A 16,330-nucleotide genomic window follows, 5' to 3' on the forward strand; every position below is an offset into this window, starting at 1 on the left:
GCGTGATATGTGGGCAGGGCAAGCAAAGTGCGTTGCCTTGCAATCGAATAAATGATATCGTTATCTTATCGAACAACTGGTGAAATAATGAAGAAAACCGCAGTCACCCTGGTGGAAGTGGCCAAGAAAGCCGGAGTCGCCGTGATGACGGCTTCGCGCGCGCTGAGCGGCGAAGGCTACGTATCGGAAGAGACCAAGGCCAAGGTGCTGGCCGCGGCCGGCGAGTTGGGCTATGCAACCAATATGCTGGCGCGCGTGATGAAGGGGGGGCGCACCAACGTTATCGGCGTGGTGGTCAATGACCTTGCCTCGGTGGTGATCACCGCCTATATCGCGGAACTGAGCGCCGAAGTACGGCGCTACCAGATGGACCTGTTTATCTACAACGCGGTGGACGATCTGACGCCGGCCAATGGCCGCCGCCTCGATCAACTGTTGCACGGCCTGTGGGATGGGCTGATCTACGTCATGCCAAGGATGAGCGACGAATACCTGGCCATGCTGGAGCAGAGCGAACGTCCGATCGTGCTGATGAACTACTGCAAGCGCAGCACCGCTCTGCCGGTGGTCAACGGCGACAACTTCAACGGCGCGCGCGACGCCACCCGCCACCTGGTCGATTTGGGCCACCGGCGCATCGCTTTCATCCGCGGCAGCGCCTACACCGGCCAGAGCGTTGAACGCGAGCGCGGTTACCGCGCGGCGCTGGACGACGCCGGCATCGCCTTCGATCCGGCGCTGGTGCAGCAGGGCGATTTTTCCGAACGCTCGGGTACCGAGGCCACCGAGCGCCTGCTGGTCCTGCCCGAACGTCCCAGCGCCATTTTCTGCGCCAACGACGAGATGGGCTTTGGCAGCATGGTCGCCATCCAGGGCGCCGGCCTGAGTGTGCCCGGTGATATTTCGCTGGTCGGCTTCGACGATGTGGCGGTTGCCAGCATCGTTCAGCCACGCATGACGACGCTGCGGCATCCGACCGCCGCCATGGCCAAGGCGGCGGTGCAGGAGTTGCTGCGCCGCATACAGGACCAGCCTGGCCGGCGCCAGCGTGTGGAATTCCCAAGCGAGTTCGTGGTGCGCGAATCGAGCGCGCAGGCGCCCGCCGCCGCGCCGGTTCGCCGTGCAAGCGGACGAACCCGTAAAACAACGGTTTAAGGCCGCCGCCTGGCCGGCGTTCCCTCCTTTTTATGCCGGTCTTTTTTATTCCTGGATGTGGTAACGTTATCTTTGTGTGATGATGGCGTTGCCCCCAATCCCGTTGCCTGCGCCGTGTTGGACCGGCGCGACATTGCGGGCGCGGGCGCGGATGGGGCGCTCGCGCCGCCGCTCGGCGCGGTGCTATGATGTTCCATTGAGACACAGCACTGTTTGATGAGCAACCCTTTGCGGCGTTGCAGAGGGGAGAAGCATGACCAGGCGATCCGGCGTCGCGGCGGCAGGCGCAATGCCCGTGCTGGCCTTATTCGGCTTCCTGCTGCTGGGCGACCTGGCCTGGTCGCTCAAGGAACGTACGGTACAGGAGCTCGCCAAAGTCCAGTTGTTTGTCTTTAGCCAGAATACGCTGCTGCTCAACGCCTTGTTTGGCGTGATACCGGCGCTGGTGGTGATGGCGGCCGGTCCGACCATCGGCGCCTGGAGCGACCGCACCCGCAGCCGCTACGGCCGGCGCATCCCCTTTTTGCTGGTCAATGCGCCGCTGGTATTTCTTGCCATGCTGGCACTCGCGCACAGCAATGACATCGGCCTGGCCGCTGCGCGCCTGCTCAACCTGCCGCAACAAGCGCAGCCCACGGTACTGCTGACCTCCATGGCCGCCTGCTGGACGGTGTTCGAAATTTTCACCATTTTCGGCAACGCCATTTTCATGGCGCTGATTAACGACACCGTGCCGCGCCCCATCCTGGGCCGCTTCTTCGGCCTGTTCCGTATCATCAGCCTGGCGGTGGGGGCTTTATTTTTCTACTATGTGTATGGCAATGCGGCGCCGGAGCAATGGCAACCGCTGTTGCTATTGATCGGCGCGGTCTATCTGCTCGGCTTTCTCGTGTTGTGCTGGGGCGTGCGCGAGCCATCCTACCCGCCGCCACCGGCCATGCCCGAATCCCTGCGCCTGGCCCGGTTGCGCGATCTGGCCGGCCCTGGCAAGCCATGGTTCTATCTGTCGCTGTTTGTGGCGATCGGGCTGGGGACGGCCAGCGCCTATCCGGTCAACATCAACAGCTTCAACGCCCGTGTGCAGTTCGGCGTCAGCCAGGCCGCGTTTGGCGAAGCGATCGCCTATACCTATGCGATTTCCATCATGCTGGCGTGGCCACTGGGCTGGCTGGCCGACCGCTGCCATCCTTTGAAACTGGGCTTCATCCTGCTGACACTGTACGCGGCATCGATGCTGGCCGCCTTGCTGCTGGTGGATGGCCGCACCAGCTTCCTGTGCTGGTACGTGGTGCATGGCGTGCTGGCCGGCTGCTTCCTGACCGCCACCGCCTCGCTGCTGCCGGTGCTGCTGCCGGCCGAACGCTTCTCCCAACTTGCCGCGCTATCGGCGTCGATCACGGCGCTGACCACCGTGATCGCGACCTTGGCCATGGGAGTGGTGCTGAGCTATACGGAACACGAGTTTCATTTGATGTTCCTGGGCGGCGCGCTGCTGGCGGCTGGCGGGGCGCTGGTGTGGTCCGTCCCGCTCTGGCAGAGAAAGCGCGAGCGGAAGACACCAGTTTTCAAATAGACAAAAAGAGATTGATTTTGCCGATAGCTATGGTAACGTTAACCTAGTCAAGCCGTACCCAATCGCTCCTCAATGTTGGGGGGAGGGGCGCGGCGAAACTACAGTGATTCAAACAACGGTCGAACTACTGCGCTTTTGGCAAACAATCAGGAGATAAAATGAACCAGACGGTAGATACTACAAAGCTGAAGTTCTTTGTTTTGACAGGATATTGTTGGAGGAAATGGGCGGCGCTGCTGGCCATCGTATTTGCCTCCGGCGGCGTCTATGCCACAGACTATTACTGCGACCCGGTTAACGGCTCTCCGGCAAACTCCGGCACCGCTGCAAGCCCTTGGCGCCGATTGGACGAGGTTTTTTCTGCTGGAAAAACCTTCATTAGCGGCGACAACATTTATCTACGCAATGGCAACCACGGCGATCCCGTGGTCAGCGGAGGTCTCGCTTCCGGCAGTCGCGCAATCCGGGCCCAGCCGGGCCAAACGCCCAAGTTGCGCACGCTGCGATTTCAGAGCGGCGCAACACGCTGGGTTGTCGACGGCGTGCTGGTTTCCCCTCAAGAGGCAAACGGCAGTTTGATCAATACGCCCTTGGTCCAATTCGACACTGGCGCCACGAACAATACCTTTCAAAATTCGAATGTGCGCTACGCGCCGGATGGCGTCGCAACCAACTGGGAGAACGGCGATTGGGTCAATAACAGTGGAACGGCAATCTACGTCATCGGCGCAAACAACCAGGTCATCAACAACATGATTCGGAATAGCCGAAATGGCGTCATGCTTGAGCGGACCTCGACCGCCGGCGCGGGCGCCACCAATTCATCGGTGGTTGGCAATAACGTCGTGCATTTCTGGGAAGATGCCTACCGCTGCAAGGTCAACAACTGCACCCTCGAATACAACTCCGCCGTGAATAGCTACGCGGTCGTGCCTCCAGGGACGGAAAGCGATCCCCCGCACCGCGATATGTTCCAGAGCTACCGTGGAGACGGCAGTTTCACCCCAATCAACAATGTCGTCTTGCGCGGCAATGTTTTCATTTCCCGGCAGGGAACGCGGTACACCAAAGTGCCGTTTCAATATAACGGCCATTACACCATCCAGGGAATTTCCGCCTTCGATGGCCCCTACAGCAATTGGACCATTGAAAACAACGTCGTCATGGTCGAGGTCGGTCTCGCCCTGGCGGTTTATGGCATGGACAACAGCAAGATCGTGAACAACACCGTCGTCCCCAATCCGCTCGCCACCGACAGCGAAATCCGGATTTTCAACGAGAAGGGCGGAAGCCCGTCCGACAACAACATCCTGAGAAACAATCTCGCGCACCAGTTCAACATCAGCGCGGCGACCAATCTCCAGCAGAGCAACAATATTACGGTCGGCACAAGCTACACCACTTATTTTGCGAACTATGCCGCCGGCGATGTGCGGCTGAAGTCGGGCAGCGCCGCGATTAACGCGGGCACCACCACGGATGCGCCGAATGTCGACGCAAACAACTACCTTCGTGGCGCCCCGTATGATGTCGGCGCTTACGAATTTGGGGCGACTTCCGTTTTGAGCGGATCTTCCGGCGATGGCTTCCACGCCTTCGCCATCCGGCCGCCGGCGACGGGGACTTTCACGGCAAGCTTCGATGCGAAGCCTTCGCTGTGGCCGGAAAATGCGGTGGTCGGATTATCGAGTGGCGCAGCCGCCGACTTTCCTGATATGTCGTGCATCGCACGCTTTAATCCCAACGGCATGATCGATGCATACGATGGCACCGGCTATGCCGCAGCCGCGACCATCCAGTACGCTCCCGGCGTGTCGTATCACTTCCGCTTCGTCGTCAATCTGCCTGCCCGTACTTATTCGGTTTATGTCACGCCGGCCGGCGGTTCCGAACTGACGCTGGGTGTGAACTATGCTTTCCGCAGCACGGCGTACAACGTGACGAGTTTGGATAACTGGAATCTGCAGGTTGGCGCCACGCTTCCCAACGCGTCGCTGACGGTTACCAACCTCAACCCGTAGGCGCCGCCCGCCATTTGAACCGGCTTTAGCCGCGTTGCGGTTGCAGCGCGGCGCGCAGCAAGACGATCAGCGCGCCTTCGCCGCCTTCGGAAGGGCGGGCCTGGCAGAAGGCGACCACTTCCTCCTTCTGCACCAGCCAGCTGTGCACCATGGACTTGAGCACCGGCTCCTGGCTCTTGGAGCCGAAGCCGCGGCCGTGGATCACGCACACGCAGCGGTGGTTGCGCATCGCCGACTTGCGCAGGAAATCGCCGATGGCGTCGCGCGCGGCGTCACGGCGCAGGCCGTGCAGGTCCAGCTCGTCCTGCACCGGCCAGTGGCCCTTGCGCATCTTCTTGATGACATCCGGGCCGACGCCGGGGGCGGCGTAGTTCAGCGCCGGATCTTCTTCCAGGTAATGATCGACTTCGAACAGGTCGGACAGCGACTCGCGCAGCACGGCCGCGTCGTCCTCGGCCTGCGTCAGCTTGCGGGCTGGCGCGGCGGCCGGGGCGGCGGTTTTCGGCATCTGCGGCACATAGCGGTCCGAGACCGGCATGCGCTTGACGCCGCCCACGCTGGACTGGAAGATATTCGCTTCCACCGCCTGCACCTTTTCCCGCTTGACGCGTTCCGCCGCGGCGGCGGCGCGCGTGTCGGCCTGCTCCTTGAGCTGCTTGGCCAGGGATTTCAGGTCCGCGAAGTCTTTCAGTCCCACGGTATTACTCCTGGCCTTCGAGATAGCGCTGCGCGTCCAATGCGGCCATGCAGCCGGTGCCGGCGCTGGTGATCGCCTGGCGGTAGATGTGGTCCTGCACGTCGCCGGCGGCGAACACGCCCGGGGCGCTGGTCGCAGTGGCCATGCCTTCGGTGCCGGTCTTGGTCTTGATGTAGCCGTTGTGCATTTCCAGCTGGCCTTCGAAGATGCCGGTGTTCGGCTTGTGGCCGATCGCCACGAACAGGCCGTGCACGGTGACGTCGGTGATGGCGCCGGTCTCGGTCGACTGGATCTTGACGCCGGTGACGCCGCCGTCATCGCCCACCACTTCGTGCAGCGTATGGTTGTACTTGATCTCGATCTTGCCTTCGGCGACCTTGGCGTTCAGGCGGTCGATCAGGATCGCTTCGGCGCGGAACTTGTCGCGGCGGTGGATCAGGGTGACCTTGGTGGCGATGTTGGACAGGTACAGCGCCTCTTCAACGGCGGTGTTGCCGCCGCCGACCACGGCAACCTGCTGGCCGCGGTAGAAGAAGCCGTCGCAGGTGGCGCAAGCGGACACGCCCTTGCCCATGAACGCCGTTTCCGACGGCAGGCCCAGGTACTGCGCCGAGGCGCCGGTCGCGATGATCAGCGTGTCGCAGGTGTATTCATGGCTGTCGCCGATCAGCCGGATCGGTTTTTCAGCCAGCTTGACGGTGTGGATGTGGTCGAACACGATGTCGGTATTGAAACGTTCCGCGTGCTGCAGGAAACGCTGCATCAGGTCCGGGCCTTGCACGCCCATCGGGTCCGCCGGCCAGTTTTCCACGTCGGTGGTGGTCATCAGCTGGCCGCCTTGCTCGACGCCGGTCACCAGCATCGGCTTCAGGTTGGCGCGGGCCGCGTAGATGGCTGCGCTGTAGCCGGCTGGGCCGGAACCAAGGATCAAAACGCGAGCGTGTTTAGGAGTGGTCATGGAAGGCTTCTTAATAATGTTGGATTAATCCGAATTTGGGGGCATTTATCGCGAGAGCAAGATCAGCGGCCGCTTGTCATGGCGGCAGGCTATTGCATTCGCGAAGGCAATACAAGATTATAGTGCAAGCAGGGAATCGGGACGAATCGTCGGGCCGGTTGTTGCCCATATGCCTTAGAATACCCATATCCGAATATTTCCTGACCGATAACATTGCAACACCTTAATTCCTATGAGTAGTAAAAAAGTTCAGGAACGTGTGCCAAAAGCGAGTTCCGCCGCGTCGTCGGCCTATACCCGCACCCCGACCGAGCGCCAGCCCCTGCCGAACCGGCTGGTGCGGCTGCTGTCGGAGGCGCGCTGGCTGGCGCTGGCCGTGCTGGGCGTGTATTTCGTGCTGATCCTGGCCACCTACAGCAAGACCGATCCGGGCTGGTCGCATGAGACGCTGGTGCCCAAGGTCGCCAATATGGGCGGCCGCGCGGGCGCCTGGCTGTCGGACCTGTTGTTGTATATCTTCGGTATTTCGGCCTGGTGGTGGGCGTTTTGCCTGCTGCGGCTGGTGTGGCAGGGCTACCGCAGCCTGACGCAGAAGTTCGTCATGTCCAGGGAACCGGATCCGGAACACGCGCAGGAGCCGCTGATCCGCGCGATCGGCTTCGTGCTGTTGTTTATCGGCAGCGTCGGCCTGGAGTTCCTGCGCCTGCGCACCTTGACCAGCCATGCGCAACTGCCGCGCATCTCGGGCGGTGTGCTGGGCGAGATGATCGGCCATTCGGCCCACGTGGCCTTCGGTTTCACCGGCGCGACCCTGCTGTTGCTGCTGCTGTTCGGGCTGGGTTTCAGCCTGTTCTTCCACGTGTCGTGGCTGGCCGTGGCCGAGCGCATCGGCGGCGGCATCGAGCTGGCGATCGACTGGTTCGTGCAGCGCTACCAGTACCGCGAGGACCGCCGCCAGGGTGAAGTGGCGGCCGTCAAGCGCGAGGAAGTGGTGGTCATCGAACGGGCCAAGCACGTCGAGAAGCATCCGGTGGCGGCGCCGCCGGTCAAGATCGAGCCGCAGGTGGTTACCGTGGTCAAGTCCGAGCGCGTCGAGAAGGAGCGCCAGGCCAATCTGTTCCAGGACCTGAGCGGCGACAGCCGCCTGCCGGCCTTGTCGCTGCTGGACGAGGCGGCCGAGGTGCAGGAAACCGTGTCGATCGAGACGCTGGAATTCACCAGCCGCCTGATCGAGAAGAAGCTGTCGGACTTTGGCGTCGAAGCCAAGGTGGTGGCGGCCTATCCGGGCCCGGTCGTGACGCGCTACGAAATCGAGCCGGCCACCGGCGTCAAGGGCAGCCAGATCGTCGGCCTGGCGCGCGACCTGGCGCGTTCGCTGTCGCTGACCTCGATCCGCGTGGTCGAGACCATTCCGGGCAAGAACTACATGGCGCTGGAGCTGCCGAATCCGAAGCGCCAGATCGTGCGCCTGAGCGAGATCGTCGGCTCCAAGGTCTACAACGACAATCCGTCGCCGCTGACGGTGGCGCTGGGCAAGGACATCGCCGGCAAGGCCGTGGTGGCCGACCTGGCCAAGATGCCGCACTTGCTGGTCGCGGGCACCACCGGTTCGGGTAAGTCGGTGGGTATCAACGCCACCATCCTGTCGCTGCTGTACAAGTCCGACCCGGCCGACGTGCGCATGATCCTGATCGATCCGAAGATGCTGGAGATGTCGGTGTACGAAGGCATCCCGCACCTGCTGGCGCCGGTGGTCACCGACATGCGCCAGGCCGGCCACGCGCTGAACTGGGCGGTCAACGAGATGGAGCGCCGCTACAAGCTGATGTCCAAGCTGGGCGTGCGTAACCTGGCCGGCTACAACGCCAAGATCGCCGAAGCCAAGAAGAAGGAAGAACACATCCCGAATCCGTTCAGCCTGACGCCGGATTCGCCGGAGCCGCTGGACAAGCTGCCGACCATCGTCATCATCATCGACGAGCTGGCCGACCTGATGATGGTCGTCGGCAAGAAGGTGGAAGAATTGATCGCCCGTATCGCGCAAAAGGCGCGCGCGGCCGGCCTGCACTTGATTCTGGCGACGCAGCGCCCATCTGTAGACGTGATCACCGGCCTGATCAAGGCCAACATCCCGACCCGCATCGCGTTCCAGGTCTCGTCCAAGATCGACTCGCGGACCATTCTGGACCAGATGGGCGCGGAAACGCTGCTCGGCATGGGCGACATGCTGTACATGCCGCCGGGCACAGGCTTGCCGGTGCGCGTGCACGGCGCGTTTGTCTCCGATGAAGAAGTGCACCGTGTGGTCAAGCATTTGAAGACCACCGGCGAGCCGGACTACATCGACGGCATCCTCGAAGGCGGCACGCTGGAGGGCGAGGGCGGCGCTGCCGGCGGCGAAGCGGGCGAGGCCGGCGGCGAGGCCGATCCGATGTACGACCAGGCGGTCCAGGTGGTGTTGAAGAACCGCCGCGCCTCGATCTCGCTGGTGCAGCGCCATCTGCGCATCGGCTACAACCGCGCGGCGCGTTTGCTGGAACAAATGGAAAATAGCGGCGTCGTCTCCGCCATGCAATCGAACGGCAACCGCGACATCCTGGTGCCGGCTGCCAGTGCGGAATAAAAAAGGATAAACCGTATGACTCGTATTAAACGTATTGTTGCGCTGAGCGCCGGCCTGCTGATCGCGGGCTTCGCCCAGGCCAGCGCGCTGGAGCAGTTCAAGTCGTTTGTGGCGTCGACCAAGGCCGCCAAGGGCGAGTTCACCCAGCGCCAGGTCAAGAACACCAACGGCGAAGCGCCGAAAGTCTCGACGCCGGCCACCGGCACCTTCATGTTTGCCCGTCCGGGCAAGTTCATCTGGACTTACGTGAAGCCCTACGAGCAAGTGCTGCAGGCGGACGGCGACAAGCTGTACATCTTCGACAAGGACTTGAACCAGGTCACCGTGAAGAAGCTGGGCGATGCGCTGGGCTCGTCGCCGGCGGCGATCCTGTTCGGCAGCAACGACCTGGAAAAGAACTTCACGCTGTCCGAGGGCGGCACGAAAGAGGGCCTGGAATGGCTGAAGGCCGTGCCGAAAGCCAAGGACACCGCTTTCGAGCAAATCACCATCGGCCTGCGCAACGGCTTGCCGGAAGCGATGGAGTTGAAGGATTCCTTCGGCCAGACGTCGGTGCTGTCGTTCAAGGCCATCGAAAAAAATCCGGCGCTGACTGCGACAAGCTTTAAATTCGTCATGCCGAAGGGCGCCGACGTATTCAATAATTAAAACCCGCGCACCGGGTTCCGACGCCGCAGCCGCGACGCTGCGGCGTTTTTCCATTTAGAGACTATGGCTGATTTATTTTCCACCGAACCGCGCCAGCCGCTGGCCGAAGCCTTGCGGCCCAAGACGCTCGACGACGTCATCGGCCAGCATCACCTGCTGGGGCCGGGCAAGCCGCTGCGCCTGGCGTTTGAGTCGGGCCAGCCGCATTCGATGATACTGTGGGGCCCGCCGGGCGTGGGCAAGACCACCCTGGCGCGCCTGACCGCCAACGCCTACGAGTGCGAGTTCATCGCCTTGTCGGCGGTGTTCTCCGGCGTCAAGGATATCCGCGCCGCGATGGAGCAGGCGCAGCACAACCTCGACCTGGGCAAGCACACCATCCTGTTCGTCGACGAGATCCACCGCTTCAACAAGTCGCAACAGGACGCCTTGCTGCCGTACGCGGAATCGGGGCTGGTCACGCTGATCGGCGCGACCACCGAGAATCCTTCGTTCGAAGTCAATTCGGCGCTGCTGTCGCGCTCGCAGGTATATGTGCTGAAGTCGTTCGACGAGGCCGAGCTCAAGCAACTGGTCGACAAGGCCCGCGCCAAGGTGCTGACGCACCTGGAGTTCGACGACGCCGCCGTCGACACGCTGATCGGTTACGCCGACGGCGACGGCCGCCGCCTGCTGAACCTGCTGGAGCAAACCAGCATGGCGGCCAACGCCGCCAAGACCAACAAGATCACGCCCGAGTTCATCCAGAACGCGCTGACCTTGAACGCGCGCCGCTTCGACAAGGGCGGCGACAATTTCTACGACCAGATCTCGGCGCTGCACAAATCGGTGCGCGGCTCGAATCCGGACGCCGCCCTGTACTGGTTCTGCCGCATGCTGGACGGCGGCGCCGACGCCAAATACCTGTCGCGCCGCATCGTGCGCATGGCGTGGGAAGACATCGGCCTGGCCGACCCGCGCGCCATGCAGATCGCCAACGACGCCGCCACCACCTTCGAGCGGCTCGGTTCGCCGGAAGGCGAGCTGGCCTTGGGGCAGGCCGTCATCTACCTGGCGATCGCCGCCAAGAGCAACGCCGGCTACAACGCCTTCAACCAGGCGATGGCGTTTGTGAAAAAGGATAAATCGCGCGAAGTGCCGGTCCACCTGCGCAACGCGCCGACCAAGCTCATGAAGGAGCTGGGCTACGGTCACGAATACCGCTACGCCCACGACGAACCGCACGCCTACGCCGCTGGCGAAACCTACTTCCCCGACGATATGCGCGAGCCGGGCTGGTACCAGCCGGTCCCGCGCGGCCTGGAAACCAAGATCGCCGACAAGCTGGCCTTCCTGCGCAAGCTGGACGAGGACGCCGGCAAATAACCCGCGACCCCCGCTTGGCCTTGCGGGGCACATCTCAAAACAAATGTTGTAAGATGGAACATTGATGAGTTCGCGGGATAGAGGAGCGGCATGCAGCAGGCATTGGTGGTCGACGGGATCGACGTTTATATTGAAGGCGAGGGCACCGAGACCATCGTGATGATCCACGGCTGGCCGGACACTTACCGCGTCTGGGACGCGCAGGTCGCCGAGCTGAAACAGCGCTACCGCTGCGTGCGCTTCACGCTGCCGGGCTTCGATATCGGCAAGCCGCGCCGCTCCTATTCGCTGGACGCCATGCTGCGCGTGCTGCTGCACATCGTGAACAGCGTCAGCCAGAAGCAGAAGGTCATCCTGATGCTGCACGATTGGGGCTGCGTGTTCGGCTATGAGTTTTACATGCGCAACAAGGCGCTGGTGTCGTGCATCATCGGCGTCGATATCGGCGATGCGCAATCGAAGGCCACCGAGCGCTCGCGTTCGATCGGCCAGAAGTTGATGGTCGGCGGCTACCAGAGCACGCTGGGCCTGGCCTGGGCCATCGGCGGTCCGGTCGGCAACGTGATGACCAGGACCATGGCGGGCGTGCTGCGCGCGCCGTCGCCCAAGGAATTCATCGGCTCCCATATGAATTTCCCGTACTACATCCTGACCGCCGGGGCGGCCGGTTCCTATAGCTCGCTGGTGCCGTTCGTGCCCCAGGTGCCGATGCTGTATATCTACGGTATCCGCAAGCCCTTCATGTTCCATTCACCGCAGTGGACGGAAAACCTGGCGGCCAAGGAGGGATGCAAGGTGGTGGCGCTGGAGACCGACCACTGGCCGATGCTGCGCCAGCCGGAACGCTTCAACGACATCGTGACGAGCTGGCTGGAGAAGCCGGCCGGCAACGACGAGGCCACCGAGGAAAACGCGGCGGCCTGATCTATCAACGCAGGCGGATCGGTTTCAGGTACGGTGCGAACGGCGGCGGCGGCAGCTGCGCCGAGGCGTAGGCTTGGCGGAAGCAGTCCGCTTTCTTGCCCTGGACGTCGGTGGTGCTGCGCGTCACTTTGCCCTGGGCGTCCAGCGTCAGCACGATGACCACCGGATACTTGGACAGGTCGTGGCAATTGCCGCGCTCGTCCAGCTTCTGCGCGTTGTTATAGTTCAGCGAGATTTCCTCGTACTTGGTGGCCTTGTCGTTCGGGAACTGGGCGTTGAACTTGTTCATCTCGCTGGCGAAGTTCGGATTGAGCACCGGCGGCGGCTCGTTGGCCGGCGGACCGCCCATCGTCGAGCAGCCTGCGGCCAGGACCATCAATGCGCCCATGGCGCCGATTTTCAGATATTGCTTTTTCAAATTATTCTCCTCGAATGGGCTGTACTGTTGACGCATCGTACATAGTCCGAGGATTTCATGGCGCACGATTAGTTGCGTAGGAGAAATCCTACAGTGGGCCGCAAGCGGGTGGCGGCGGCCGCAATCAGGCGGTCCAGCAGATGCGGCGGCGCGCCGCCGTCCTCGCTTCCCGCGGGCAAGCGCACCCGCACCACGCCGCTGCCGACCGCGTCGATCAGCATCAGGCCGTCGTTCGGCACGTCGAAGGTTTGCCCCTGGCGCAGCATGAAATCGGTGCTCTCGCCATAGGCCGTGATCCACGCCGTGCCGTCCAGGCATTCGATGCGGCGGCCCGCCGCGTGGGCGATGCGCAGCGGATGGTTTTCCGTCAGGCGGTATTCGGCTTGTCCTTGTTGGACGGCGATCAATTCCGGTTTCATGGCTGCCCCCTGCGTTGTGGATTCATGCAGCCAGAATACGCAGCGGCGGTAAACCATAACAGATGCAGCAAATCGATATTGTTACCATCACAACGCTGTTTTGGCTAAACTGTCATGGTCGAAATTTGCGCTCGCTGTACCTGTCGCGGCAGGGCGGGACTGGGCCACAATATCAGGATGTCCATGCAAACCACCCTGTACGAGCAACTGGCCGGCGAACTGGGCGGGCTGATCGCCAGCCGCGTGTTCGCGCCGGGCGACCGCCTGCCGTCGATCCGCCACCTGGCGCAGCAAAAGCGCCTGTCGGTCAGCACCGTCATGCAAGCGCTGCGGCTGATGGAGGACCGCGGCCTGGTCGAAGCCCGGCCGCAGGCCGGCTATTACGTGCGCCATCGTCCGCGCATGACGGCGGTGATGACCGATGCCGAGCATTTGAAGGAGCCGGCCTACGTCGGCATCAACAACCTGCTGATGCGCGTGCTCAAGGCCAATGAGGACCCGAACATCATGCAGATGGGTTCGGCCTGGCCGCTGGACGAGCTGCTGCCGATGAAGCGCATGCAAAAGACCGTGGCGGCGGTCGCCAAGCGCGATTCCACCTTGCTGAGCGCGGTCAGCTGCTATGAGACCAATTACCCGGAGTTCACGCGCCAGATCACCCGCCGCGCGCTGGACTGGGGCCATGTGGACCCCGCCGAAATCGTCGTCACCGGCTCCTGCACCGAGGCGATCAGCCTGTGCCTGCGCGCGGTGGCGCGGCCGGGCGACACCATCGCCATCGAGTCGGCGACGTATTTCGTGCTGCTGCAGCTGATCGAGTCGCTGGGCATGAAGGCGCTGGAGATCCCCACCCATCCGAAGACCGGGCCGTCGATCGACGCACTGGAAGTGGCGCTCAACGCCGGGCTGGTGCAGGCCGTGATGCTGATCCCCAACGCCAACAATCCCCTGGGTTGCGTGATGCCGGAGGCGAACAAGCAGCGCCTGGCGACGCTGCTGTCGCAGCACGACATCCCGCTGATCGAGGACGACGTCTACGGCGACCTGTGCTTCGCGCCGGAGCGGCCTTGGCCGGTCAAGGCCTACGACATCACCGGCAACGTGATGCTGTGCTCGTCGTTCTCGAAGGCGGTCAGCCCCGGCGCGCGGGTCGGCTACGTGGTGGCGGGGCGCTATGCGCAGGACATCGCGGTGCTGAAGATGGTCTCCAGCGGCGCCACCAGCCATTTCTTCCAGGCCGTGCTGGCCGACTTCCTGGCCGGCAGCGCCTATGAAAACCAGGTGCGCAAGATGCGCCGCGCGCTGTCGCAGCGCATCGCCCGCATGTCGGACGCGATCTGCGCCGCCTTCCCGCAGCAATGCACGGTGTCCGAGCCGCAGGGCGGCTTCGTGGTGTGGGTCGGCATGCCGGCGCAGGTCGACGCGCTGGCGCTGCACCAGTCGGCGATTGCCGAGGGCATCGCCTTCATGCCGGGCCAGCTGTTCTCCGCCTCGGGCAAGTACAGCAACTACCTGCGCCTCAATTGCGGCAACGCCTGGAGTCCGCGGGTGGAGGCGGCCGTCGCCCGGCTGGGCGAGCTGGTGCACCGCCAGGCCGACCAGCCCGGCGTGCTGCGCAGCGCCGCCTGATCCTTGATTTTGCATTCCAGGCGCCGTTTCCGACGCTTCGTCGGATCCCGATGGCGACCCATAGGCCCTTTAGGTACAGTACAACCATGCAAACAGCAGTTGTACCCAACCCACCCCGAGGAGCACATCATGAACATCGCTAAAAACATGGAAATCATCTTCGTTGCCGCCAGCGTCATCGCCGCCGCCACCAGCTTCGCCACCGCCGCCGACTCGCCGGCCGCTCCGGTCGCGCCAGCCGCCAAGGCCGCCGTCGTGGCCCAGGCCGACGTCAAAATGCCGGTGGTCACCGTGACCGCCAAGCGCCTGACCGCCGCTGAAAAAGCAGCGCTGTAATGCCGGCAGCCGGCGGGCTGTTCAAAACTCGCAGGGAAGTGGCATCCTCTTGGTACAATTGACGTTTTCGATACAACGGCACTTGTTCCCATGATTGATATCCAACTTCTCCGTAAAGATATAGCCAACGTCGCCGCGCGCCTGGCGACCCGCAAGTTCCAGCTCGACGTGGAAGCGTTCAACGCCCTCGAAGCGGAACGTAAAGCGATACAGACGCGCACCGAAGAGCTGCAGGGCAAGCGCAACTCGCAGTCCAAGCTGATCGGCATGATGAAGGGCAAGGGCGAAGACACCACCGCCCTGATGGCGGAAGTGGCCGGTCTGGGCGACGAGCTCAAGTCCAACGAAACGGCGCTGGCCGCCGTGCAGGCCAAGCTGGCCGATTTCATGCAGGCGATCCCGAACCTGCCGCACGAATCGGTGCCGGTCGGCGGCGACGAAGCCGGCAACGTGGAAGTGCGCAAAGTCGGCACGCCGCGCACCTTTGAATTCGAAGTGAAAGACCATGTCGACGTCGGCGCCGCGCTGGGCCTGGACTTCGACGTCGCCACCAAGCTGACCGGCTCGCGCTTCTCGGTCATGAAGGGCGGCATCGCCCGCCTGCACCGCGCGCTGGCGCAGTTCATGCTGAATACCCATACCGACGAGCACGGCTATACCGAGTGCTACACGCCGTACATGGTCAACGCCGATTCGCTGCGCGGCACCGGCCAGCTGCCGAAATTCGAAGCCGACCTGTTCTCGGTGAAAAAAGGCGGCGCCGAAGGCGAGGGCGAGCACTTCTACCTGATTCCGACCTCGGAAGTCACGCTGACCAACCTGGTGCGCGACGAGATCGTCGCGGCCGACACGCTGCCGCTGAAGATGACCGCGCACACGCCATGCTTCCGCTCGGAAGCGGGCAGCTATGGCCGCGACACCCGCGGCATGATCCGCCAGCACCAGTTCGACAAGGTCGAGATGGTGCAGGTGGTGCATCCGGACACCTCGTACGCGGTGCTGGACGACATGGTCGGCCATGCGGAAACCATCTTGCAGCGCCTGGGGCTGCCGTACCGCGTGATGTCGCTGTGCACCGGCGACATGGGTTTCGGCGCCACCAAGACCTTCGACCTGGAGGTGTGGCTGCCGGCGCAGAACACCTACCGTGAAATCTCGTCGCTGTCGAACTGCGAAGCCTTCCAGGCGCGCCGCATGCAGGCGCGCTTCCGCAACGCCCAGGGCAAGCCGGAACTGCTGCACACGCTGAACGGCTCGGGCCTGGCGGTGGGGCGCACCCTGGTCGCCGTGCTGGAAAACTACCAGCAGGCGGACGGCTCGGTGGAGATCCCGGCGGTGCTGCGTCCGTACATGGGTGGATTAACGTATCTGAAGGCGTAAATACTCCTTCCCTTTTCTCAACGGCCTGCTATAATCTTGCCTTCTCGCAGCAGCCGGTGGGAAAACGGAGAGGTGGCAGAGTGGTCGAATGTACTTGACTCGAAATCAAGCGTAGGGGCGACCCTACCGTGGGTTCGAATCCCACCCTCTCCGCCACATAACGCTGCTGAAAGAAAATGTACCA

At 62.9% G+C, this 16,330-nt stretch carries 14 protein-coding genes and 1 tRNA gene; 11 read left to right on the forward strand and 4 right to left on the reverse strand.

Going from position 1 to position 16,330, the window contains the following annotated elements; genetic code table 11:
- Positions 1-87 precede the first annotated feature (87 nt).
- The 3 genes from ACEN9F_RS29125 to ACEN9F_RS29135 all read left to right on the forward strand — a co-directional run bounded on the left by ACEN9F_RS29125 (position 88) and on the right by ACEN9F_RS29135 (position 4,749).
- Positions 88-1,155: a LacI family DNA-binding transcriptional regulator gene (locus tag ACEN9F_RS29125; RefSeq protein WP_413425881.1), complete on the forward strand. Its 1,068-nt coding sequence runs from the start codon at positions 88-90 to the stop codon at positions 1,153-1,155.
- A gap of 253 nt (positions 1,156-1,408) precedes the next feature.
- On the forward strand, positions 1,409-2,728 hold the full coding sequence (locus ACEN9F_RS29130) for an MFS transporter (protein WP_413425883.1): 1,320 nt from the start codon (positions 1,409-1,411) through the stop codon (positions 2,726-2,728).
- A 158-nt stretch (positions 2,729-2,886) separates the two neighbouring features.
- Complete coding sequence (locus ACEN9F_RS29135) at positions 2,887-4,749, forward strand: choice-of-anchor Q domain-containing protein (protein ID WP_413425885.1); 1,863 nt, start codon at positions 2,887-2,889, stop codon at positions 4,747-4,749.
- Between the two features lie 25 nt (positions 4,750-4,774).
- On the opposite strand, the gene ACEN9F_RS29140 is transcribed toward ACEN9F_RS29135, so the two are convergent.
- Positions 4,775-5,446 (reverse strand): Smr/MutS family protein, encoded by a 672-nt coding sequence (locus tag ACEN9F_RS29140; protein WP_413425887.1) that lies wholly within the window; start codon positions 5,444-5,446, stop codon positions 4,775-4,777.
- A 4-nt stretch (positions 5,447-5,450) separates the two neighbouring features.
- The gene (gene trxB, locus ACEN9F_RS29145) at positions 5,451-6,404 is read right to left on the reverse strand and encodes a thioredoxin-disulfide reductase (protein ID WP_413425889.1); all 954 of its coding nucleotides are present in this window, start codon (positions 6,402-6,404) and stop codon (positions 5,451-5,453) included.
- Positions 6,405-6,636: 232 nt separating this feature from the next.
- Between trxB and ACEN9F_RS29150 the strand changes: the two genes are divergently transcribed.
- The 4 genes from ACEN9F_RS29150 to ACEN9F_RS29165 all read left to right on the forward strand — a co-directional run bounded on the left by ACEN9F_RS29150 (position 6,637) and on the right by ACEN9F_RS29165 (position 11,964).
- Positions 6,637-9,027 (forward strand): DNA translocase FtsK, encoded by a 2,391-nt coding sequence (locus ACEN9F_RS29150; protein WP_413425891.1) that lies wholly within the window; start codon positions 6,637-6,639, stop codon positions 9,025-9,027.
- A gap of 15 nt (positions 9,028-9,042) precedes the next feature.
- A complete protein-coding gene (gene lolA / locus ACEN9F_RS29155) occupies positions 9,043-9,675 on the forward strand; it encodes an outer membrane lipoprotein chaperone LolA (protein ID WP_413425893.1) in 633 nt (210 codons plus the stop codon).
- 63 nt (positions 9,676-9,738) lie between these two features.
- The gene (locus ACEN9F_RS29160; RefSeq protein WP_413425895.1) at positions 9,739-11,040 is read left to right on the forward strand and encodes a replication-associated recombination protein A; all 1,302 of its coding nucleotides are present in this window, start codon (positions 9,739-9,741) and stop codon (positions 11,038-11,040) included.
- A 90-nt stretch (positions 11,041-11,130) separates the two neighbouring features.
- Positions 11,131-11,964: an alpha/beta fold hydrolase gene (locus tag ACEN9F_RS29165; RefSeq protein ID WP_413425897.1), complete on the forward strand. Its 834-nt coding sequence runs from the start codon at positions 11,131-11,133 to the stop codon at positions 11,962-11,964.
- A 4-nt stretch (positions 11,965-11,968) separates the two neighbouring features.
- Here ACEN9F_RS29165 and ACEN9F_RS29170 read toward each other — a convergent pair whose 3' ends face one another.
- Together ACEN9F_RS29170 and ACEN9F_RS29175 are read right to left on the reverse strand one after the other, a co-directional pair.
- A complete protein-coding gene (locus ACEN9F_RS29170; RefSeq protein WP_413425899.1) occupies positions 11,969-12,382 on the reverse strand; it encodes a hypothetical protein in 414 nt (137 codons plus the stop codon).
- Positions 12,383-12,450: 68 nt separating this feature from the next.
- Positions 12,451-12,801 carry a DUF2917 domain-containing protein gene (locus tag ACEN9F_RS29175; RefSeq protein WP_413425901.1) on the reverse strand — a complete coding sequence of 117 codons (351 nt, stop codon included), beginning with the start codon at positions 12,799-12,801 and terminating at the stop codon, positions 12,451-12,453.
- 183 nt (positions 12,802-12,984) lie between these two features.
- On the opposite strand from ACEN9F_RS29175, the gene ACEN9F_RS29180 reads away from it, so the two are divergent.
- The 4 genes from ACEN9F_RS29180 (at position 12,985) to ACEN9F_RS29195 (ending at position 16,302) form a co-directional block, all read left to right on the forward strand.
- Entirely contained in the window at positions 12,985-14,430 is a 1,446-nt protein-coding gene (locus ACEN9F_RS29180) for a PLP-dependent aminotransferase family protein (protein ID WP_413425903.1), read from the forward strand.
- A gap of 129 nt (positions 14,431-14,559) precedes the next feature.
- Positions 14,560-14,766, forward strand: coding sequence for a hypothetical protein (locus ACEN9F_RS29185; protein ID WP_413425905.1), 207 nt, complete (start codon positions 14,560-14,562; stop codon positions 14,764-14,766).
- A gap of 90 nt (positions 14,767-14,856) precedes the next feature.
- Positions 14,857-16,146 carry a serine--tRNA ligase gene (serS, locus tag ACEN9F_RS29190; protein WP_413425907.1) on the forward strand — a complete coding sequence of 430 codons (1,290 nt, stop codon included), beginning with the start codon at positions 14,857-14,859 and terminating at the stop codon, positions 16,144-16,146.
- 66 nt (positions 16,147-16,212) lie between these two features.
- Positions 16,213-16,302, forward strand: a tRNA-Ser gene (locus ACEN9F_RS29195).
- Positions 16,303-16,330 lie beyond the last annotated feature (28 nt).

This window comes from Duganella sp. CT11-25 (assembly GCF_047302815.1).
Taxonomy (GTDB): domain Bacteria; phylum Pseudomonadota; class Gammaproteobacteria; order Burkholderiales; family Burkholderiaceae_D; genus Rugamonas.